The sequence below is a fragment of the Nesterenkonia maliinae genome, from assembly GCF_051262655.1.
GTDB lineage: Bacteria > Actinomycetota > Actinomycetes > Actinomycetales > Micrococcaceae > Nesterenkonia.
Genome location: NZ_JBIMEY010000003.1, coordinates 306,657 through 326,516, shown reverse-complemented (window position 1 = coordinate 326,516; position 19,860 = coordinate 306,657). Strand labels below are relative to the sequence as shown.

General features: G+C 69.0%; 18 protein-coding genes. 12 read left to right on the top strand and 6 right to left on the bottom strand.

Annotated features, from left to right (window positions below; all coding sequences use genetic code 11):
* The first annotated feature begins 12 nt into the window (after positions 1-12).
* The 3 genes from ACHAA4_RS08450 (at position 13) to sucD (ending at position 4,889) form a co-directional block, all read left to right on the top strand.
* A complete protein-coding gene (locus tag ACHAA4_RS08450; RefSeq protein WP_435773729.1) occupies positions 13-2,706 on the top strand; it encodes an ATP-dependent helicase in 2,694 nt (897 codons plus the stop codon).
* 74 nt (positions 2,707-2,780) lie between these two features.
* The gene (gene sucC / locus ACHAA4_RS08445) at positions 2,781-3,959 is read left to right on the top strand and encodes an ADP-forming succinate--CoA ligase subunit beta (protein ID WP_435773728.1); all 1,179 of its coding nucleotides are present in this window, start codon (positions 2,781-2,783) and stop codon (positions 3,957-3,959) included.
* 15 nt (positions 3,960-3,974) lie between these two features.
* Entirely contained in the window at positions 3,975-4,889 is a 915-nt protein-coding gene (sucD, locus tag ACHAA4_RS08440) for a succinate--CoA ligase subunit alpha (protein WP_435773727.1), read from the top strand.
* A gap of 81 nt (positions 4,890-4,970) precedes the next feature.
* Here the strand turns inward: sucD and ACHAA4_RS08435 are convergent, their stop codons facing one another.
* The 3 genes from ACHAA4_RS08435 to ACHAA4_RS08425 all read right to left on the bottom strand — a co-directional run bounded on the left by ACHAA4_RS08435 (position 4,971) and on the right by ACHAA4_RS08425 (position 7,617).
* Positions 4,971-5,423 carry a pyridoxamine 5'-phosphate oxidase family protein gene (locus tag ACHAA4_RS08435; protein WP_435773726.1) on the bottom strand — a complete coding sequence of 151 codons (453 nt, stop codon included), beginning with the start codon at positions 5,421-5,423 and terminating at the stop codon, positions 4,971-4,973.
* A 104-nt stretch (positions 5,424-5,527) separates the two neighbouring features.
* On the bottom strand, positions 5,528-6,664 hold the full coding sequence (locus ACHAA4_RS08430) for a VIT1/CCC1 transporter family protein (RefSeq protein ID WP_435773725.1): 1,137 nt from the start codon (positions 6,662-6,664) through the stop codon (positions 5,528-5,530).
* Positions 6,665-6,723: 59 nt separating this feature from the next.
* The gene (locus ACHAA4_RS08425; RefSeq protein WP_435773724.1) at positions 6,724-7,617 is read right to left on the bottom strand and encodes an inositol monophosphatase family protein; all 894 of its coding nucleotides are present in this window, start codon (positions 7,615-7,617) and stop codon (positions 6,724-6,726) included.
* Positions 7,618-7,682: 65 nt separating this feature from the next.
* On the opposite strand from ACHAA4_RS08425, the gene ACHAA4_RS08420 reads away from it, so the two are divergent.
* A complete protein-coding gene (locus ACHAA4_RS08420) occupies positions 7,683-8,822 on the top strand; it encodes an App1 family protein phosphatidate phosphatase (protein ID WP_435773723.1) in 1,140 nt (379 codons plus the stop codon).
* An 83-nt stretch (positions 8,823-8,905) separates the two neighbouring features.
* Here ACHAA4_RS08420 and ACHAA4_RS08415 read toward each other — a convergent pair whose 3' ends face one another.
* Positions 8,906-10,138 carry a glycosyltransferase family 4 protein gene (locus ACHAA4_RS08415; protein WP_435773722.1) on the bottom strand — a complete coding sequence of 411 codons (1,233 nt, stop codon included), beginning with the start codon at positions 10,136-10,138 and terminating at the stop codon, positions 8,906-8,908.
* 117 nt (positions 10,139-10,255) lie between these two features.
* On the opposite strand from ACHAA4_RS08415, the gene ACHAA4_RS08410 reads away from it, so the two are divergent.
* Both ACHAA4_RS08410 and ACHAA4_RS08405 read left to right on the top strand, forming a co-directional pair.
* Positions 10,256-11,008 carry a TSUP family transporter gene (locus ACHAA4_RS08410; protein WP_435773721.1) on the top strand — a complete coding sequence of 251 codons (753 nt, stop codon included), beginning with the start codon at positions 10,256-10,258 and terminating at the stop codon, positions 11,006-11,008.
* 49 nt (positions 11,009-11,057) lie between these two features.
* A complete protein-coding gene (locus ACHAA4_RS08405; protein WP_435773720.1) occupies positions 11,058-12,416 on the top strand; it encodes a cell division protein PerM in 1,359 nt (452 codons plus the stop codon).
* A 12-nt stretch (positions 12,417-12,428) separates the two neighbouring features.
* On the opposite strand, the gene ACHAA4_RS08400 is transcribed toward ACHAA4_RS08405, so the two are convergent.
* Positions 12,429-12,854 (bottom strand): hypothetical protein, encoded by a 426-nt coding sequence (locus ACHAA4_RS08400; RefSeq protein WP_435773719.1) that lies wholly within the window; start codon positions 12,852-12,854, stop codon positions 12,429-12,431.
* A gap of 74 nt (positions 12,855-12,928) precedes the next feature.
* On the opposite strand from ACHAA4_RS08400, the gene purN reads away from it, so the two are divergent.
* Positions 12,929-13,507, top strand: a complete 579-nt coding sequence (gene purN / locus ACHAA4_RS08395) for a phosphoribosylglycinamide formyltransferase (RefSeq protein ID WP_435773718.1) — start codon at positions 12,929-12,931, stop codon at positions 13,505-13,507.
* Here purN and ACHAA4_RS08390 read toward each other — a convergent pair.
* Complete coding sequence (locus ACHAA4_RS08390; RefSeq protein ID WP_435773717.1) at positions 13,494-14,561, bottom strand: hypothetical protein; 1,068 nt, start codon at positions 14,559-14,561, stop codon at positions 13,494-13,496. The two genes, purN and ACHAA4_RS08390, sit on opposite strands and share 14 nt — an antisense overlap.
* A 169-nt stretch (positions 14,562-14,730) precedes the next feature.
* Between ACHAA4_RS08390 and ACHAA4_RS08385 the strand changes: the two genes are divergently transcribed.
* The 5 genes from ACHAA4_RS08385 to ccsB all read left to right on the top strand — a co-directional run bounded on the left by ACHAA4_RS08385 (position 14,731) and on the right by ccsB (position 19,848).
* On the top strand, positions 14,731-15,432 hold the full coding sequence (locus ACHAA4_RS08385) for a histidine phosphatase family protein (protein ID WP_435773716.1): 702 nt from the start codon (positions 14,731-14,733) through the stop codon (positions 15,430-15,432).
* 204 nt (positions 15,433-15,636) lie between these two features.
* Entirely contained in the window at positions 15,637-16,311 is a 675-nt protein-coding gene (locus tag ACHAA4_RS08380) for a TlpA family protein disulfide reductase (RefSeq protein ID WP_435773715.1), read from the top strand.
* Positions 16,311-17,102: a cytochrome c biogenesis CcdA family protein gene (locus tag ACHAA4_RS08375; RefSeq protein ID WP_435773714.1), complete on the top strand. Its 792-nt coding sequence runs from the start codon at positions 16,311-16,313 to the stop codon at positions 17,100-17,102. The genes ACHAA4_RS08380 and ACHAA4_RS08375 overlap by 1 nt, the downstream gene beginning before the upstream one ends.
* Positions 17,102-18,784 (top strand): cytochrome c biogenesis protein ResB, encoded by a 1,683-nt coding sequence (resB, locus tag ACHAA4_RS08370; RefSeq protein WP_435773713.1) that lies wholly within the window; start codon positions 17,102-17,104, stop codon positions 18,782-18,784. The genes ACHAA4_RS08375 and resB overlap by 1 nt, the downstream gene beginning before the upstream one ends.
* Complete coding sequence (ccsB, locus tag ACHAA4_RS08365; RefSeq protein ID WP_435773712.1) at positions 18,784-19,848, top strand: c-type cytochrome biogenesis protein CcsB; 1,065 nt, start codon at positions 18,784-18,786, stop codon at positions 19,846-19,848. The genes resB and ccsB overlap by 1 nt, the downstream gene beginning before the upstream one ends.
* Positions 19,849-19,860: the final 12 nt, after the last annotated feature.

Below are 19,860 nucleotides of genomic sequence, written 5' to 3'. Positions count from 1 at the left end.
ACTGAGCCCACCATGGATTTCCTCTTCACCCCGCCGAAAGCCGCACCCGCCGAGCAGTCCCGCAAGCCCGCCAGCGCGGCTGGCCGTGCGGTTCACCACGACGACGGCGGGCCAGCCGTCCTGCAGCAGGGTCAGCCTCCTGCGGCAGAGGCCTCCGCGGACGCCGTCGCCGAGCTGAACCCCGAGCAGCAGGCGGCCGTGCTGCACACCGGCTCCCCGCTGCTGATCGTGGCCGGGGCGGGCTCCGGCAAGACCCGGGTGCTGACCCGGCGAGTGGTGCACCTGCTGCGCAGCGGCGCCGCCCGTCCGCACGAGGTCCTGGCGATCACCTTCACCAACAAGGCCGCCCGAGAGATGAAGGACCGCATCGCCGAGATGATCGGTCCCTCCGCGGAGCGCATGTGGATCTCCACCTTTCACTCCTCCTGCGTACGGATCCTGCGCGCCGAGGCCGCCCACCTGGGGCGCCGCTCGACGTTCACCATCTACGACAGCGCGGACTCGCTGCGACTGATCACCACCATCGCGAAGTCCCATGACCTGGACCCGAAGCGGTTCGCCCCGCGGGCGCTGAAGAACAAGATCTCCGCGCTGAAGAATGAACTCGTCGACGCGGATCAGTTCCAGTCCACCGCCGCCCATGAGCCGTTCTCCGAGGCGGTCGCCACGGTCTACCGGGAGTACACCGAGCGGCTGCGCGCGGCCAATGCCTACGACTTCGACGACCTGCTCGCCGAGACCGTCTACATGTTCGACGCCTTCCCGCGGATCCTGGACAGCTACCGGCGGCGTTTCCGGCACGTGCTGGTCGATGAGTACCAGGACACCAACCACGCCCAGTACCGGCTGGTCCGTCAGCTGACCGGCCCGACCGAGACCAGCGGGGACGCGATGACTCAGGTCCCCACGCCCGGGGCGGAGCTGACCGTGGTGGGTGACTCGGATCAGTCCATCTACGCCTTCCGCGGCGCCGATATCCGCAACATCGTCGAGTTCGCGCGGGACTACCCCGACGCCACCACCATCAAGCTGGAGCAGAACTACCGCTCCACGCAGACGATCCTCAACGCCGCGAACGCGGTGATCTCACAGAACCCCAACCGGACCGAGAAGAAGCTCTGGACCGCGCTCGGCGAGGGCTCCCCAGTGGTGCTGCACGTGGCTCCCTCGGAGAACGACGAGGCCGAGTGGATCGCGCGCACCATCGACTCACTCGGCGACGCCGAGGGCATCAGGCCCTCCGACGTCGCCGTGTTCTACCGGACCAACGCCCAGTCGCGCTCGCTGGAGGAGCGGCTGATCAACCGGGGCATCCCCTACCGGGTCATCGGCGGCACCCGGTTCTACGACCGCAAGGAGATCAAGGACGCGCTGGCCTATCTGCGGGTGGTCAACAACCCCGACGACGACGTCAACCTGCGCCGGATCCTCAACGAGCCCAAACGGGGGATCGGCGAGCGAGCTGAGGGAGCCGTGGCCACCCTAGCCACCCGTGACCGGACCACCTTCCTGGAGGCGCTGCGCCGGGCCGAGGAGGCCCCCGGGATCGCGACCCGCTCGCTCAAGGCCATCGCCTCCTTCGTGCGGATGATCGATGACCTGATCCAGCTCAACCAGGACGGCAGGCCCTCGGTGGTGCTCGAAGCCGTGCTGGAACAGTCCGGCATGCTCGAGGCGCTGCGCCAGTCCAAGGACCTGCAGGACGAGTCCCGCGCCGACAACCTCGGGGAACTGGTGGCGGTGGTCAAGGAGTACGAGACCGAGGCCGCCGCGGCAGACTCCGCCCGAGACACCGGCTCCGGGGGAGTCGTCCAGGGCGAGGACTTCCTCGAGACCGAGACCGGGTCGTCCGCCGACGCCGGCGCCGACGCCGGTCTCGGCGGAGCCGACCTGCAGGAGGGTCCCGGCGCGCTGGCGAACTTCCTGGAACAGGTCTCCCTGGTCGCCGACGCGGACGCCATACCGGCGGCCGGTGACGAGGAGTCCCAGCGGCTGGCCGTGGAGCAGGGACAGGTCACCCTGATGACCCTGCACACCGCCAAGGGCCTGGAGTTCCCGGTGGTCTTCCTCACCGGGATGGAGCACGGCATCTTCCCGCACTCGCGCTCGATGTCCGATCCCGAGGAGCTCGCAGAGGAGCGCCGGCTCGCCTACGTGGGCCTGACCCGCGCCCGGCAGCGGCTCTACCTCTCTCGCGCGGAGTCGCGCCACCTCTGGGGGCAGCACCAGTTCAACCCGCCCAGCCAGTTCCTCGGGGAGATCCCCGAAGAGCTCATCGAGGTCAGCGCCGCATCTTCCACCTCCTCCCGCGGCCCGCGCTTCGGCTCGGCAGGCTTCGGGTCCTCCGGATTCGGCGGCTCCAGCCAGGGCGGGGCGGGCAGCCTCAGCGGGGGCTGGGGCTCCGGCTCGACCTCCTACGGCTCAGGCGCGCCGCGGTCCGGCGCGACCATCTACGGCGCGGCCGACAGCAAGAAGACCTCCGCCTCACTGCCCGGAGCCACCCGCGGCGCGGCGCCGAGCCAGGTGGATCCGGATCGTGAGATCCCCAGCCTGAACCCCGGCGACCGGGTCAGCCATCAGCGCTTCGGGGTCGGGGAGGTGCTCGCCGTCGAGGGAACCGGCGCCAAGACCGTGGCCAAGGTGAGCTTCGCCGGGTCCGAGAAGCGACTGCTCCTGCGATATGCTCCACTGGAGAAGGTCGGCTGAGCGCTGCGCGTCAAGCGCGCGACGCCCTCGACCTTCAACATGTAGAGATGACTTCGACGTAGAAGGACACACACGTGGACCTGTATGAGTACCAGGCGCGCGATCTCTTCGAGGCACACGGCGTTCCCGTGCTGGCCGGAATCGTAGCGCAGACCCCGGAAGAAGCGAAGGCGGCCGCCGAGAAGATCGGTGGCGTCGTCGTCGTCAAGGCTCAGGTCAAGGTCGGAGGCCGCGGCAAAGCCGGCGGCGTCAAACTTGCCAAGAGCGCCGATGAAGCACAGCAGCATGCTGAAGCCATTCTGGGCATGGACATCAAGGGGCACACCGTGCACCGCGTGATGATCGCCCAGGGTGCAGACATTGCAGATGAGTACTACTTCTCGATCCTGCTGGACCGCGCCAACCGCGACTACCTCGTGATGTGTTCCAAGGAGGGCGGCGTCGAGATCGAGCAGCTCGCCGTCGAGCGGCCCGAGGCGCTGGCCCGGGTGAGCGTCGATCCGAACACCGGCATCGATGCGGCCAAGGCCAAAGAGATCGCCGAGCAGGCCGGATTCCCGGAAGAGCAGCATGAGCAGCTGGCTCACGCCTTCATCCAGCTGTGGGAAGTCTTCTCCAAGGAGGACGCCACGCTGGTCGAGGTGAACCCGCTGGTCAAGACCGGCGACGGGCAGATCATCGCCCTCGACGGCAAGGTCACCATCGACGAGAACGCCGAGTTCCGCCAGCCGGCGCACTCGGAGCTCGTGGACGAGCAGACCGAAGACCCGCTGGAGGCCAAGGCCAAGGCCAACGACCTGAACTACGTCAAGCTTGACGGTCAGGTCGGCATCATCGGCAACGGCGCCGGTCTGGTCATGTCCACCCTGGACGTCGTCGCGTACGCAGGCGAGGCCCACGGCGGCGTGAAGCCCGCAAACTTCCTCGACATCGGCGGCGGCGCCTCGGCCGAGGTCATGGCCAACGGCCTCGACGTCATCCTGGGTGACGAGCAGGTCAAGTCCGTCTTCGTCAACGTCTTCGGCGGCATCACCTCCTGCGACGCCGTGGCCAATGGCATCGTCAAGGCCCTGGAGATCCTCGGGGACTCCGCCACCAAGCCGCTCGTGGTCCGCCTCGACGGCAACAACGTGGAGGAGGGGCGCCGCATTCTGGAAGCGGCGAACCACCCGCTGGTCACCACCGCTGACACCATGGACGCCGGCGCCGACAAGGCTGCCGAACTTGCGCACTCCGCGCGGACTGACAAGTAAGGACCTGCTCACACAATGTCTATCTACCTGAACAAGGACTCCAAGGTCATCGTCCAGGGCATCACCGGCGGCGAGGGCACCAAGCACACCGCCCTGATGCTCAAAGCAGGCACCAACATCGTCGGCGGCGTGAATGCTCGCAAGGCCGGCACGGCCGTGTCCCACAGGGACAAGGCCGGCAACGATGTCGAGCTGCCCGTGTTCGCCTCCGTGTCCGAGGCCATGGAGAAGACCGGCGCCGACGTCTCGGTGGCCTTCGTGCCGCCGAAGTTTGCCAAGGATGCCGCAGTCGAGGCCATCGAGGCCGGCATCGGCCTGCTGGTGGTCATCACCGAGGGCATCCCGGTGCAGGACTCCGCGGAGTTCTTCAACCTGTCGCTGACCAAGACCGGAGCCGACGGCAAGCCCGTCACCCGGATCATCGGCCCGAACTGCCCCGGCATCATCACCCCGGGCCAGGCTCTGGCAGGCATCACCCCGGCGAACATCACCGAAGCAGGGCCCATCGGCCTGGTCTCGAAGTCCGGGACGCTGACCTACCAGATGATGTACGAGCTGCGCGACATCGGCTTCTCCACCTCCATCGGCATCGGCGGCGACCCGGTCATCGGGACCACGCACATCGATGCGCTGGAGGCCTTCGAGAACGATCCGGAGACCAAGGCCATCGTGATGATCGGTGAGATCGGCGGCGACGCTGAAGAGCGCGCAGCCGACTACATCAAGGCACACGTCACCAAGCCTGTCGTGGGCTACGTGGCCGGCTTCACCGCACCCGAGGGCAAGACCATGGGCCACGCAGGCGCCATCGTCTCCGGCGGTTCGGGCACGGCTGAAGGCAAGAAGGAGGCCCTCGAGGCCGCAGGGGTCAAGGTCGGCAAGACGCCGTCCGAGACCGCAGCGCTGCTTCGCGAGGTCTTCAAGGGCTGACGCTCACTCCACGTCGCAGTCTGGAGATCGCAGCACGGGGCCGTTCCTGATCATCAGGGGCGGCCCCGTTCTCGTCTGTGCTCAGCCGCCCTCGGATCCCTCGCCCAGCTCTCGCTCCGGGTGCTCGCCGAAGCGGAAGTGGCGCCCGCTGACCTCCTCGGGGACGATCCGCACGAAGTAGTCCTTGACCGTCGGCACCCATGGCCTGAGGTTGAGCTCCTCGGCGGCCTCGCGCTCGGCGGAGGTCTCCAGCCGGGCGGCTGTGCCGCGCAGTACCACCGACCAGGCCTGATCGGAGAGGATCCCGTCGGCCTCGAAGAGCACGTTCTCATTGACGGCCATCTCGGCGAGCTTGGAGCCCGGAGCGGTGCGCAGCACGATCGACCTGTCCTGGGCCGCGCAGTTGACCGGGAAGATGTCTGCCCGTCCGCCGACCACGGTGACCAGTCGGCCGTGCTGGACGCCTTCCAACAGGCTCCAGCACTGGTCCTGGCTCAGCACCAGGACCGGTTCTCCCTCAGAGTGTTCGAACATGCTCGCCGCCTCTCAGTCGGTGGTGCACTTCGTTGTGCACCACCGAGTCTAGACCTTTTCTACAGCGTGTAGAAGAGTTGCTCGAGGCGAGATCCACTTGCTGGTCAGGCCACCGTGCCGCCGAACAGCGTGCCCAGGACGTAGGTGACCCCGGCAGCGCCGAGGCCGATGCCCAGCTGGCGCAACCCGCGCTTGAGCGGGGAAGCCCCCGAGAGCAGGCCCACCGCTGCGCCGGTGGCCAGCAGCGCGATCCCGACCAGTGAGCCGGCGATGATGATCGCGGTGGTGCCTTCGCTGCCCAGCAGGTAGGGCAGCACCGGGATCAGCGCGCCGATGGCGAAGAACACGAAGCTGGAGCCGGCCGCGGTCCAGGCCGAGCCCACGATCTCATGCGAATCGGCGGGCTCCTCCGGGTCGTGGGAGAGCTCCGGCCTGCAGTCGCAGGTGAAGACGTTGAGCCGCTCCAGCGCGCGATGCTCCGCGTCGGCCTTGCTCATGCCGCGGGCCCGATAGACCAGGATCAGCTCGTTGTGGTCGAAGTCCAGATCGGGGGCGGCGCGCAGGGTGACCTGGGTGGGTCGGGTGGCGTCGAGCAGCTCGCGCTGGCTGCGCACCGAGACGAACTCCCCGGCGGCCATCGACAGCGCTCCGGCCAGCAGTCCGGCGAGGCCGGTGAGCAGGATCACTCCGGCGCCGACGCCGGTGCCGCCCATGCCCACGATCAGGGCCAGGTTCGAGACCAGACCGTCGTTGGCGCCGAAGACCGCCGCACGGAACCCTCCGGAGAGCTTCTCCCGGCCGCGCGTGGCCAGGGCCCGGACGACCTCTTCGTGGATGGCCTCGTCGGCGGCCATCCGTGCCGTCGCGTCGTCGTCATCGTCATAGGGAGACCCGCCCTCGGCGCGCTGTGCCAGCGCCAGGATGAACACCGACCCGAAGATCCGCGCCATCCAGCCCAGCAGGACCCGGTGGGCCGAGGGGGCGGGCAGCTTCTCGGCGTCGGCGCCCAGGAGATCCCGCCAGTGCTGCTCATGGCGCTTCTCCGCAGCGGCCAGACCGAGCAGGATCTGACGCTCCTCGCCCTGCTTGCGCTCCGCCAGGGCGGTGTAGAGCCGTCCTTCGGCCTGCTCATCGGCCAGGTACTTGCGCCAGCGGCGGATCTGCCGTGAGCTGGGCGCGGCGGTCTGCGTGCGCGACGCGCTCGGGTCAGCCGAGGAGTCTGCGGGGTCTGTGGAGCTCATTGAGCTCAGTCTTCCCGATCTCCGGTCGTCGCGGACCTCTGGACGGCCTGTGACGAAGTTCAGGAATGGCTAAACCGACGACGCCGGTCGCTGGCCTCGCGGAAGAGGCGGCGCGCCTCGGGGGAGTCCACTCCGGGGCCCAGGCCCAGATAGTCCGGCGCCAGGTGATCCGGGCGCTTCCCGAGACCGTCGCCGTCCCCGCGGGAGGCGAGGTAGGTGCCGCCGGCTCGGCGCAGGATCAGCATCCCGGCCGCGATGTCCCAGGGCTTGGTGTCCACACCGAGCACCACGTCGTTCCATCCGGCGGCTGCGTGGCAGAGCTCCAGAGCCCCGGACACCACCCGGCGCACTGTGGAGAATCCGGTCACCATCTCGCCGAAGGCCTGCAGCGCCAGCGGACCCTCCTGGGCGAGCACCTCTGCGGAGGGATAGCTGGTCATCAGGTTCAGCTGCGCGCCCGAGCGCGAGGCCCCGCGAGAGGCTTCCAGACGGGTCGCAGGCCGCTGGGAGGAGGAGAGGTAGGCGCCGTCGTCGTCGGCGGAGAAGCTGAGCCGGTTGACCGGGTCATGGACCACCCCGGCGATGACCTCCCCGGCGAAGACCGCGGCGATGGAGATCGAGAACATCGCGAAGCCGTGCGCGAAGTTGCTGGTCCCGTCGATGGGGTCCACGATCCATTCCAGCGAGCCGCGGCCGCGCGCGCCCGATTCCTCCCCGGTGATCCAGGAGTCCGGGACCGCGCTGGTCAGCGCGGCGGCCAGGGCGTCCTCGGTGGCGCCGTCGTGGACGGTGACCAGGTCGTGGCTGCTGGTCTTGGTCGTGACTCCCATTCCCGCAGGCTCGGGGGCTGAGCGGAAGGCCTGGACCAGCGGGGTCCCGGCCGTCTGTGCGGCCTCTAGGGCGATGCGTCGGAGCTGGTGCGGGTCAGGGCGGGAAGCGGTGGTGTTCGGCACACGTTCACCCTACCCACGCAGGACAGCGCCAGTGGCCTGGCGCACAAGCCGGTATGATCGAGCCGATGACGAACCCAGAGCCCACTGAGGTTATTCAGGACAACGCCGCCGTGCGGTCCCACTACAGCGACCGCACCCGGAATCGGGTGATGAAGACCGAGGACGGCTGGCACCAGTTCCGTCTGGGGCTGGCGCGGCGACGCGGGCTCAACGTCACGATGCTCTCGATGACCGGCTACGGCTGCCGGCGCTGGGTGCGGGTGTTCTCCCGGGTGGTGATGGCCCCGGACTCCGACTTCGAGAACGGCCTCCGGGTGGCCAAGGTCATCGCCGACGGCGTCCGCGGCTGGCGCAACTTCATCTCCGCGCCGGTGCCCTTCGCGGAGATCACGGTGGAGATCGCCGGCCGCCAGTTCGAGGTGGTCGCTGATCGCGGCGGGATCGTGGACGCGGTGGTCGAGACCGACCTGGAGCCCGGCTGGCAGCAGGTCACCCTGCACGCCCCGGGCAGCGAGCCCACCACCGCCGAGGTGCACATCATCGATGATTCCACCGTGACCGGTGTGGTCTGCGACATCGATGACACCGTGGTGGTCACCACGCTGCCGCGGCCGCTGCTGGCGGCCTACAACTCCTTCGTGCTCGACGAGCACGCCCGCACCCCGACCCCCGGCATGGCGGTGATGATGGAGCGGCTGATGGTCAGCTTCCCCGGCTCGCCGGTCATCTACATCTCCACCGGCGCCTGGAATGTGGCGCAGACGCTGACCCGGTTCCTGACCCGCAACCTCTATCCCCAGGGACCGCTGCTGCTCACCGACTGGGGCCCCACAGCGGACCGCTGGTTCCGGTCCGGACGCGAGCACAAGGTCCGGCAGCTGGAACGCCTGGCCCAGGACTTCCCGGAGATGTCCTGGGTCTTGATCGGCGACGACGGCCAGCACGACCCGAGCATCTACGCCGACTTCGTCCGCCGCCACCCCGAACACGTCACCGCAGTGATCATCCGTGAGCTGACCTACTCCGAGGCGATGCTCGCCGGTGGTCGCGCGGAGGATCCGGTGGGCAACGACCTGCTCAACTACGGCGATCCGGCCGAGCCAACCGACGCGGTCCAGCTCGCCGGGGATCGCCGGATCCCCTGGATCTACGGTCCCGACGGCAAGGACATCGCCGCGAAGCTCTCCCAGCACGGGCTGCTCTAGGGCCTCGGCCGGGACCGAGTGTCGGCCTGGACTGGGTGTCGGCTTGGACCGAGACCGGCCGGCCGGGGCCAGCCGGTCGGCCGTCAGTGGTTCGAGGTCGCCTCTGCGGTCCAGGTCTCGGAGCGGCGCGGCCGGGTGTGCATGGTGCGGACCCGGCGGTTGACCTCCACTGCGCGGGCATAGTGCCCGATCAGCTCGTTGGACAGCGCCTCCCAGGTCCGGCCCTGCACGCTCTCGTGCGCGCGCCGCCCGAAGTCGCGGCGGGCCGCGTCGTCGCCGATGAGGTGCTCCACCGCGGAGCGCAGCCCCTGCAGGTCCCCCGGCCGGTAGAGCCAGCCGGTGCGGCCGACGTCGACGAGGTCCAGCGGACCGCCCCGACCCACCGCGACCACCGGCACCGCCGCGGCCATGGCTTCCTGGATGGTCTGGCAGAACGTCTCGGCCTCCCCGGGGTGGACGAAGACATCCAGGCTCGCGACATGGGTGCCGAGGTCATCGCCTGACTGGAATCCGGCGAAGTGCGAGCGGGGCAGCCGGCGGCGCAGCGCATCCTCCTGCGGGCCGGAGCCGATGATCACCAGCCGCGTGCCGGGCAGAGCGTCGAGCACGGCGAGGTCTTCGATCTGCTTCTCCGAGGCCAGCCGCCCGACGAAGCCGATCAGCAGCTCCTCGGGATCCCCGCGGCCGGGGCCGCCGGCCGCGCTGTCACGGATCTGGGCGCGCAGCTCCTGGCTGCGCCGTGCGGGGGTGAATCGCGTGGTGTCCACGCCCCGGCGCCAGGTCTTGAGCCGCTTGATGCCGCGCCGGGTGAGCTGCTCCCGGCAGAAGGAGGACGGCACCAGGGTGAGCGTGGACGCGGTGTGCATCCGATCCACGTGCTGCCAGAGCAGCTCCGTGGCCCAGGGAATCCGGTAGCGCGCCGCGTAGGTGGGCACCTCGGTCTGGTAGATCGACACGGTGGGCAGCCCCAGCGCGGCCGCCGCCTGGATCGCCCGCCAGCCCAGCACGAAGGGTGAGGCCACGTGGACCACATCGGGGCGGATCAGCTCGAGCAGGTGACGGATCGGGGTCACGAAGCCCGCAGCCACCCGAACCTTCGGATAGTCCGGCAGCGGCAGCGAGGGAACCCGGATGACCGGGAAGCCCTCACAGAGCTCCCCGCCGGGACTGGACGGATCGACCCGCTGGCCGGGGTCGAACATGGTGTCGGCGGGGGCGATGACGGTGACGTCATCGCCGCGGCGACGGAGGTGGGCGAGTACATGAAGCACGGAGTTCGTCACGCCGTTCATGTGGGGCAGGAATGATTCGGTCACCACGACAACTCTCACGCTCTCAGGCTAGGCAGGCCGGGCCAGCGCAGGCCGTCGTCGTCGTGACCGCACTGTGAACGCTGCTCAAACGTTTCCTGCACCAGCGGATAAGGTGACCAGGTGGAGTTCCTGATCCCTCTCGCCGTGGTCGGCCTGGTCCTGCTCGCCTCCGTCATCCAGCGTCTGGTGGGGCTCGGCTTCGGCATGGTGATGGCACCCTTCCTGGTCGTGCTCATCGGCGCGCACGAGGGCGTGATGTTGGTGAACTTCCTGAGCATCTTCGCGCCGATGCTGGTGCTCCCGCGCATCTGGAACGACATCGAGTGGCGCAAGGTGCTCTGGTTGGGCCTGCCGGCGCTTGCGGTGATGCCCGCCGCGGCGTGGATCTCGGTGAACTCGTCCCCCGGGCCGCTCTACGTGGTGGTCGCGGGGCTGGTGATCATCGGACTGATCACCTCGATGCTGTTGACCCGGATCACCTTCGAGGCCGACGGCGCCACCACCCGGGTGATCGCAGGGATCGGATCAGGGGCCGGCACGGTCATCGCCGGGGTCGGCGGCCCCGCGGTGACGATCTATGCAGTGGTCTCGCGCTGGCCGGTCATGTCCATGATCGCCACTTTGCAGCCGATCTGGATCCTGCTCTCACTGGGCTCCTTCGGGATCAAGTGGTCCTTCGACGACGGCGCCCTCCCCGGTCTGCCCTGGTGGGCCTGGACCGGCTCGGTGGTCGCGATCGTGCTCGGGATCGTGATCGGGGAGTGGCTGCAGCGCCGCATCGACGAGACGCTGGTCCGTCGGCTGGTGCTGATCCTCGCGTTCATCGGCTCGATCATGGCCCTGATAACAGGTCTGCGGATGATGTTCGGCTGAGGCCTGTTGCTCCAGCTGAAGACCAGCACCTGCTGGCACGATAGGACCGATGGCCACCACCGACACCGAACCCAGCGCCGCCGCGCGTGCAGCCGCCGGCGCCCCCGAGCGCACCCGCCGCCGATTCCGCCTGCCCGCCCCTCCGCTGTGGCTCATCGGCCTGATCGAGGCGGCGCAGATCCTGCTGATCACCATGCTGCTGGTGGGGATCCCGGTGCTCGCGATGAGCCTCGCGGGGGGCGTCTCCGCGTTCGACCTGGACTCCGTGCTCTCCCTGGCGGCGCAGGTGTGGTTGGTGCTGCACGGGACCCCGGTGGAACTGGTGGTCCCCCTTGACCCCGGTGCTCTGGGCGGCGCCCTCGACGTGCCCGGCGGCGGCTGGTTCCACCTCGTGCCGCTGGGTCTGACGCTGATCCCGCTGTGGCTGGGCTGGCGCGCCGGCAGTCGGATCGCCCGCGGCTCCTATTCCGATCAGCTCTGGCAGGGACTGCTTCCCATGGTCCTGGGCTACGCGGCCGGCGCGGCCGGAATCGCGCGGGTGGCTCAGGCCGAGGCCTTCCAGGTGATGCCCTGGCTGGCTGCGGTCTGCGCGGCCGTGCTGATGAGCCTCGCATCCCTCGTCGGCTGCTACGCCGAGGCGCGCAGCGCGGCTCGGATGATCGGCACGGACCTCGAGGCGCGGATCGACGATCTCTCCCAGCGGCTGCGCTGGGCAGGGTCCTACGCCTGGGCCGTGGCCCGGGCCGGGATGGTCGGCTTCGTGGCCGCCTGCGGACTGGCCTCGTTGCTGCTGGCCGGTCAGCTGGGCGCGCAGTGGATGGAGATCGCCAACGTCTATGAGCAGCTGAACCCGGGGATCATCGGTGTCCTGGGATTGACCGTGCTGCACCTGGGACTGGTTCCGAACCTCATCCTGTGGGCACTGGCCTACTCCACCGGGTCCGGCTTCGCGCTCGGCTCCGGCACGGTGGTCTCCCCGCTGGGCACCGAGCTGGGCGCCGTTCCTGCTGTGCCGGTGCTGGCGGCGCTGCCGGATCAGGCCCATCCCTTTGCGCTCCTCGTGCTGGCCCTGCCGGTGCTTGCCGGCGTGGTGGCCGGCTGGTGGCTCATGCGGGAGGGGGAGAACCACCTGGACGACTGGTTCACACTGCGGATCTCCTGGCGTCCCCTGGCCGCAGGCCTCTCCACCTTGTCGCTGGGGGTCTTCACCGGTCTGGTCGCCGCGCTGCTGGCGCTGGGGCCGCTGTGGCTCTCGCACATCTCACTGGGGGTCGGGCGGATGACCGACGTCGGTCCGAACGCGCTGCTCAGCGCCGGGATGCTCGGCGCCTGGGTCGCCCTCGGTGCGATCCTGGGCTACAGCGTCTCGCTGGCGGCGCAGCGGCTGCGCCGTCGCACCACGGGCTGAGCGGATCCAGCCTCAGCGTCCGAGACCGGGGATCGAGCTCATCATGCCGTCCTCGTAGTCGAGCAGGCACCGGTCCATCGACCGCTCGGTGAGCGCACTGGCGCGACATTCTTCGAAGTCGACCGTGGCCTGCCAGAAGATCACCTGCGAGGTGGCGGTGAAGGTGAAGATACCGCAGCACAGCAGCGCCGCGATCGCGCTGATGTGCATCATCACCGGGAGCTTCTTGCGGAAGCACTGGACCAGCAGGATCACCCCGCCGACGACGCCGAGAAGACCCGCCACCACCGCGAGCAGCCTCCAGGGCAGCGGCAGCTGCAGGCCCAGATAGCTCAGCAGCAGCGCCAGCACGAGCCACCCGGTGAAGCGGCCGTAGAAGCGGAACGTCTTCTCATCGAGGTCAGTGGCGCGGCTGCGGCCTGGTGATGTCATGCTCATGGTCCACCACCCTATCGGGGCGCCTCCTGGAGCCGGGACTGCTCAGCCGCAGAACCCGCAGTAGGCTGGCGGTCATGCGAACAGTGGTCCTGGTCTCCGGTTCGGGGACGAATCTCCAAGCCGTCATCGATGCTGTGCAGGGCGGTGAGCTGGACCTAGAGCTCGCCGCGGTGGGCTCCGACGTCCCCGACTGCGGCGGGATCGCCCGGGCGACCGCGGCGGGGATCCCGACCTTCGCGGTGCCCCTGGTCAAGGGCGGGGACCGGTCGGCGTGGAACGTCGCACTGGCCGACGCGGTGCGCGCCCACGCCCCTGACCTGGTGGTCTCCAGCGGGTTCATGCGGATCTTGGGCGTAGAGTTCCTCGAGCAGGTGGGTGCGGCGATCATCAACACGCACCCGGCGCTGCTGCCGAGCTTCCCCGGCGCACATGCGGTGCGCGACGCCCTGGCCCACGGGGTCAAGATCAGCGGCTGCACCGTGCATCAGGTCGACGCCGGGGTGGACACCGGTCCGATCCTCGCCCAGGAGGCCGTGCGCGTCCGCGAGGACGACGATCAGGACTCGCTGCACGAGCGGATCAAGATCGAGGAGCGTCGCCTGCTGGTGAACACGCTCGCAGGCATCAGCTCCGGTGCGATCACCGTGGGCTAGATCCCCCATAGGGGTTGTCCCGCTGGGACGGATTCTGCTGCCCCGGACCGGTCTGCCCCGCATGGCCGGATTGACCCTGTTGGTATGGACCCTGCTGATGCGGGCCCTGCTGGTAGGGGTTCTGCTGCTGCGGCGCCCAGCCCTGCGGATTCTGCGGGCCCGGCTGCCCCGGACCTTGGGAGGCAGCGCTGCCGTAGGGGTTCCCGGTTCGTGCGAACTCCTTCCAGGCCTTGCGATCGCGCACATAGGTGTTGCTGGCGGGCAGCCAGAGCGCCACGATCGCGGCGAGGCTCAGCCCGGTCACGATGAGGTTCTCGGCGCCGAAGAAGATCATGAACACGCTGCCGGCGAGGAAGATGGTGGCCAGGATCCGCCCTACATTGCCGGTCATGGTGCCCACGAAAGCGAACATCGCGTAGAGCGACGCCAGGATGATCCCGCCCAGCAGCACCAGGACCCCGAGTCCCAGCATCAGCTCCTGGACCGAGAGCTCCTCCGCGCCGGGGGGCTGCTGGGCCTGGGACTCCGCTGCCACCTCGGTCCAGAACGGATCGACGTCCTGGGGGTCGACGGAGGCGAAGCTGCTGAAGCTCAGAATGCTCAGCGTGAGCGCCGCGGCGCCCGCGAGCAGCATCAGCACCATGGCCAGGATCAACGTCATCGGTCGCTTCGGCTTCTGGGCCGGGGCCGCTCCCGGTCCATAGCCGCCCTGCCCATAGCTGCCCTGCCCGTAACCGGGCTGCCCGTAGCCGGGCTGCAGCTGGCCCTGTGGCGCCCCATAGCCGACCTGGCCGCCACCGTGCTGGACCTGGCCCGGCTGCTGGCCGTCACCCTGACCTGAGCCGTAGGACTGATGGGAGCCGGAGTGCTGGCCGGTACTCGGAGGCTGTCCATAGCCCGCAGACTCGCCGTAGCCGGCTGACCGGCCGTAGCCCGAGGGCTGGTCCTGTGGCGCTCCCTGGCCGGGCTGCTGATTTGGGGTTGAGCCCTCGGGCCGGCGCTGCCCCCAGCGGGGCTGCTCCGGGGTGCGGTTCTCTTCAGGTGTGCTGCTCATCTGTCCCTCCTCTGCGCCCGGGGCCTCTCGGCACGGGAGGCGCCTCCAAGACCCGCGGCGCGGCCACGGTCCGATCTCAGCACTACTGTATCGGCGTGCAGGTTCGCGCCCCACCTGCCTGCGCTTCAAGAGTGGGGCGGCCGCGCCGATCTCTGCAAGACTGTGCTCCATGAAACCTCGGGACATCACGGATCGACTCAACGCGCCGCGGGCAGGCTCCACCGTGCACCTGGTGCGCCACGGCGAGGTCCACAATCCGCAGCGGGTGCTCTACGGTCGGCTGCCCGGATTCGGACTCTCCGAGCTGGGCCAACAGATGGCCGTCGGCATCGCCGACTACTTCCAGGAACGCACCGAGGCCGGCCGACCTGTGCACATGCTGGCCGCCTCCCCGCTGCAGCGCGCGCAGGAGACGGTGGCTCCGATCTCCGCACGCCTGGGACTGCCGGTCACCGTGGAGAATCGAGTGCTCGAGGCCGAGAATGCCTTCGAGGGCCTCTCCGATGTGAAGCAGCAGCTGAAGAACCCCCGCTGGTGGCCGCTGCTGATCAACCCGCTGCGCCCCTCCTGGGGTGAGCCGTACAAGTCCCAGGTCGCTCGGGTGCTGGCCGCGGTGAAGGACCTCTCCGACGAGGCGCTCGCGACCCACGGCGACGGCGCGGAAGTCGTCGTCGTCTCCCATCAGCTGCCGATCTGGGTGACCCGGCTCTGGGCCGAAGGCCGCCCGCTCTTCCACGACCCCCGTGACCGCGCCTGCTCACTGACCTCGGTGACCTCCCTGCACATCGGACCCGAGGGAGTGGAATCGGTGAGCTACGCCGAGCCCAACCAGGAGCTCCTCAAGGACGCCACGAACCTCCCCGGCGCCTGACCGCGCCTGACCCGGCGCCGGGTCAGCCCGCTGTTCCATGCCTGTTCCACGCTCGCGCGAGTGCAGGTTCCTGGGACCCATCCGGGACCGATATGTTGCTCCGGCATCCCCATGTGACTTCTGGCTCCGGCAGCACTTCTACGGACTGTAGAATTGGTGCTCGGCTGACCCTGACTCCCTCTTCAGATCTGGACACCGCAGCGCATGACCGTCTTCGACAAGCGAACCTCCCGGACATCCCGCCTCCGCGCCCTGGCAGCGGTGGGCCTGGCCTCTGCCCTGGCGCTGGCCGGGTGCAGCTCCGCCAACGATGAGCTGAGCCAGCGCGCGCAGAACGACGGCACCAACTACGTCGCCGGCGACGGATCGGTCCAGGAGCTGGCCGCCGAGGACCGCGGCGAGCCCGTGCAGTTCGAATCCACGCTCTTCGACGGCTCCGCGGTGGGTCCCGAGCGCTGGGAGGGCGAGGTCACCGTGATCAACTTCTGGTACGCCGCCTGCGCCCCCTGCCGTGTCGAGGCCCCCGACCTGGCCGATCTCCACGCGGAGTTCGAGGGGGAGGGCGTGCAGTTCTACGGGGTCAACACCCGCGACACCCAGCCCACCGCCGAGGCCTTCGAACGCACCTTCGGGATCGAATACCCCTCCATGGAGGACCGCAGCGGTGAGGTGATGCTCGCCATGACCGACTACGTCCCGCCCTCCGCCGTGCCCACCACTCTGGTGCTGGACAAGCAGGGCCGCGTCTCCGCACGGATCCTGGGCATCGCCGAGCCCAGCACCCTGCGCGCCCTGATCGACACCGCTCTGGACGAGGACGACGACGCCGCTTCGGCCTCCGGCCTCGGCGCTGCCGCGGTGGAGCCAGCTCAGCGGTGATGGACACACTCCTCCTTGCGGCGCCGCTGGCAGGCGTTGCCGACAACCGCTTCGCCGAGATCGTCTTCGACGGCTCGCTGCTGATCTCTGCCCCGGTGGCGCTGCTCGCCGGACTGGTCTCCTTCCTCTCGCCGTGCGTGCTTCCGCTGGTGCCCGGCTACCTGGGCTACGTCACCGGACTCTCCGGCGTGGAGCTGCATGAGCGGCGCCGCTCCCGGATGGTCCTCGGCGCCTCGCTCTTCGTGCTGGGATTCTCCGTGGTCTTCGTGCTCATCGGCGTGGTCTTCACCCAGGCCATGGTCTGGCTCCGGGTGGAGGGAGGCTGGCTGACGCAGGTGCTGGGCGCCGTCGTCGTCGTCATGGGCCTGGTCTTCATGGGCGCCTTCACCTTCTTCCAGCGCGAGCGCAAGATCGAGCGCCGTCCGCCCGACGGCCTGCTCGGTGCGCCGCTGCTGGGCGCGACCTTCGGCATCGGCTGGGCGCCGTGCATCGGCCCGACGCTGGCCGCGGTGCTCGCCCTGGCCACTCCGATGGGCGGAGATCCGGGCCGCGGGGTCTTTTTGATGTTCATCTACTGCCTGGGACTGGGCATCCCGTTCATCCTGATCAGCCTGGGACTCAAGCGCGGGATGACCACCTTGGCGTTCTTCACGCGACACAAGGTCGCCGTGATGCGCTTCGGCGGTGCCGTGCTGATCGTCGTCGGACTGCTGATGCTCTCCGGGGTCTGGAACATCTGGGTCTATGCTCTGCAGGACTGGTTCGCCAATGAAGTGAGGCTGCCCATCTGATGGCCGAAAAACGCGAGAACACCTATATGCCGGCCGGGCACCGCGACGCACCCGAGGCCGCCGAGAACGACCCGCGCAGCGCCGGCGGCAAGCCCGAGGTCACCGCCCCGGCGCTGGGCGTCAAGGGCATGCTGCGCTGGGCCTGGACCCAGCTGACCTCCATGCGCACCGCGCTGATGCTGCTGCTTCTGCTGGCCGTGGCCGCCGTGCCCGGATCGATCTTCCCGCAGCGCGTCCAGGACTCCTTCGCGGTGAACACCTGGATCGAGGACAACCCTGGGGTCGGCGAGGTGCTGGACTTCCTGCAGTTCTTCGACGTCTACTCCTCCATCTGGTTCTCCGCGATCTACCTGCTGCTCTTCATCTCGCTGATCGGCTGCATCCTGCCGCGCGCGAAGAAGCACTGGCAGCAGATCACCTCTGCCCCGCCGCGCACCCCGCGCCGGCTCGAGCGGCTGCCTGAATCCGGCGCGCTGGAGCTGCAGTCCGAAGCCGCCGGCGATGCTCAGGACGGGCCCGGCGCCGAGACGGCGCTTCACGACGCCGCGGCGATCCTGAAGGCCCGGCGCTACCGGGTGGAGGTCCGGGAGACCTCCGTGGGAGCCGAACGCGGCTACCTCAAGGAGACCGGCAACCTGCTCTTCCACGTCTCCCTGGTCGGTGTGCTGATCTGCGTGGCGCTGGGCTCGATGTTCAGCTACCGCGGACAGAAGATCCTGGTCGAGGACGAGAGCTTCGTCAACGCGCTGGTCGCCTATGACAACTTCTACCCCGGGGCGTACTTCAGCGAGGACCAGATGCAGCCCTTCTCGGTGAGCCTCGACGCCTTCGAGCGGGTCTTCGACCGGGAGTCGACCACCCACTTCGGCCAGGCCCTGGACTTCACCGCTGACGTCACCACCCGACTCGGCGCCGACGGGGAGCCGCAGACCGAGGAGCTGAAGGTCAACCAGCCGCTGACCATGGACGGCGCGCGCGTCTTCCTGGTCGGCAACGGCTACGCCCCGGAGGTCACGGTGCGCGACGGCGACGGCGAGGTCGCCTTCTCCGGTCCGGTGGTCACCCGCCCGGAGGACGAGGTCTACACCTCTATGGCGGTGATCAAGGCGCCCGACGCCTCACCGGAGCAGCTCGGCTTCGTGGGCCTGTTCCTGCCCACCTCCCAGGATGCCGGCGACGGCCTGGCCGTGTCGGTGGACCCCGAGCTGGGCAACCCGGAGCTGCAGCTGAACTCCTACTACGGCGACCTCGGCCTCGACGACGGGCTCGCCCAGAACGTCTATGTGCTCGACACCGAATCCCTCGAGACGCTGAACTCCCGAGAGCTCGACGCCGGCGGCATCGTGCTCTCCCCGGGCGAGACCTACGACCTGCCCGAAGACATGGGCTCGATCAGCTTCGACGGGGTCAAGGACTACATCGCCATCGACATCCACTACAACCCTGCGCAGCAGGGAGTGCTGATCTTCGCGCTGACCGCACTCGGTGGTCTGGTGCTCTCGCTCTTCCTGCGCCGTCGTCGCGCCTGGGTCACCGTGGAGACCACACCGGCCGGACGCACCCTGGTGCGCTACGGCCTGCTGTCCCGCGGCGAGGACTTCCGGCTGCGAGATGAGAACATTGCCCTGCGTGCCCAGTTCGAGAAGAAGTGGCCGGTGCGCGCCCCAGAGAAGGAATCCTGATGCCATCCATCAATATGGAGCTGGTCCAGTACAGCGAACTGTTCATGCTCATCGCCGGGTTCATCTACACCGGCGCCTTCATGCTCTTCGCGGTCGACATGATCCGCAGCTCGGCGACCATCCGCAGGGTGGAGGCTGAGCTGGCGGCGGAGAACGCCGCCGAACGAGAGCTGGTCGGGGCGGGAGCCGTCTCCGGCGGCTCGGCCGCCGCGGACAGCGACCCCGGCCGGCCGGCCGCCGCCCCCGCTGAGGAGCTGGTCGACGAGGAGATGGCCTACCTGGGCACTTCCCGGCCCTTCGCCAACGTCGCCGTGGCGCTGGCAGTGCTCGGCGTCGCCGCGCACGCCTTCGCCGTGGCAGCCCGCGGGATCGCCGCGAACCGGGTGCCCTGGGCGAACATGTATGAGTTCCTCGCCACCGGCGCGCTGGTCGTCGCCGCGGTCTACCTGCTGGTGCTCACCCGCAAGGACGTCCGCTTCCTGGGCACCTTCGCGCTCGGCCTCGTGGTCACCATGATGGCCGCCGCCACCATGGGGTTCCCCACCCCGGTGGCCCACGTCCAGCCTGCCCTGCAGAGCCCCTGGATCGCGATCCACGTCTCGCTCGCCGTGCTGGCGATCTCGCTGTTCACGCTGACCTTCGCGATGAACGTGCTGCAGCTGATCCAGCACCGGCGCGAGCTCTCCCAGGCTGCGGGGGAGACCACCCGGCGCAGCGGCTGGCAGTTCCTGCGGCTGGTGCCCTCGGCGACCTCCCTGGAGAACTGGGCCTACCGGATGAACGCCGTGGGCTTCGTCTTCTGGACCCTCGGGCCGCTGATCACCGGTGCGATCTGGGCCGAAGAAGCCTGGGGTCGGTACTGGGGCTGGGACGTCAAGGAGGTCTGGACCTTCGTGATCTGGACGGTCTACGCCGGCTACCTCCACGCCCGCGCCACTCGCGGCTGGACCGGCAACCGCGCCGCCTGGCTCTCGATCATCGGCTACGGCTGCATCATCTTCAACTACGCCGTGGTCAACGTCTACTTCCCGGGGCTGCACTCCTACGCGGGCCTGCCGGAGTAAACCTCCGCGGCT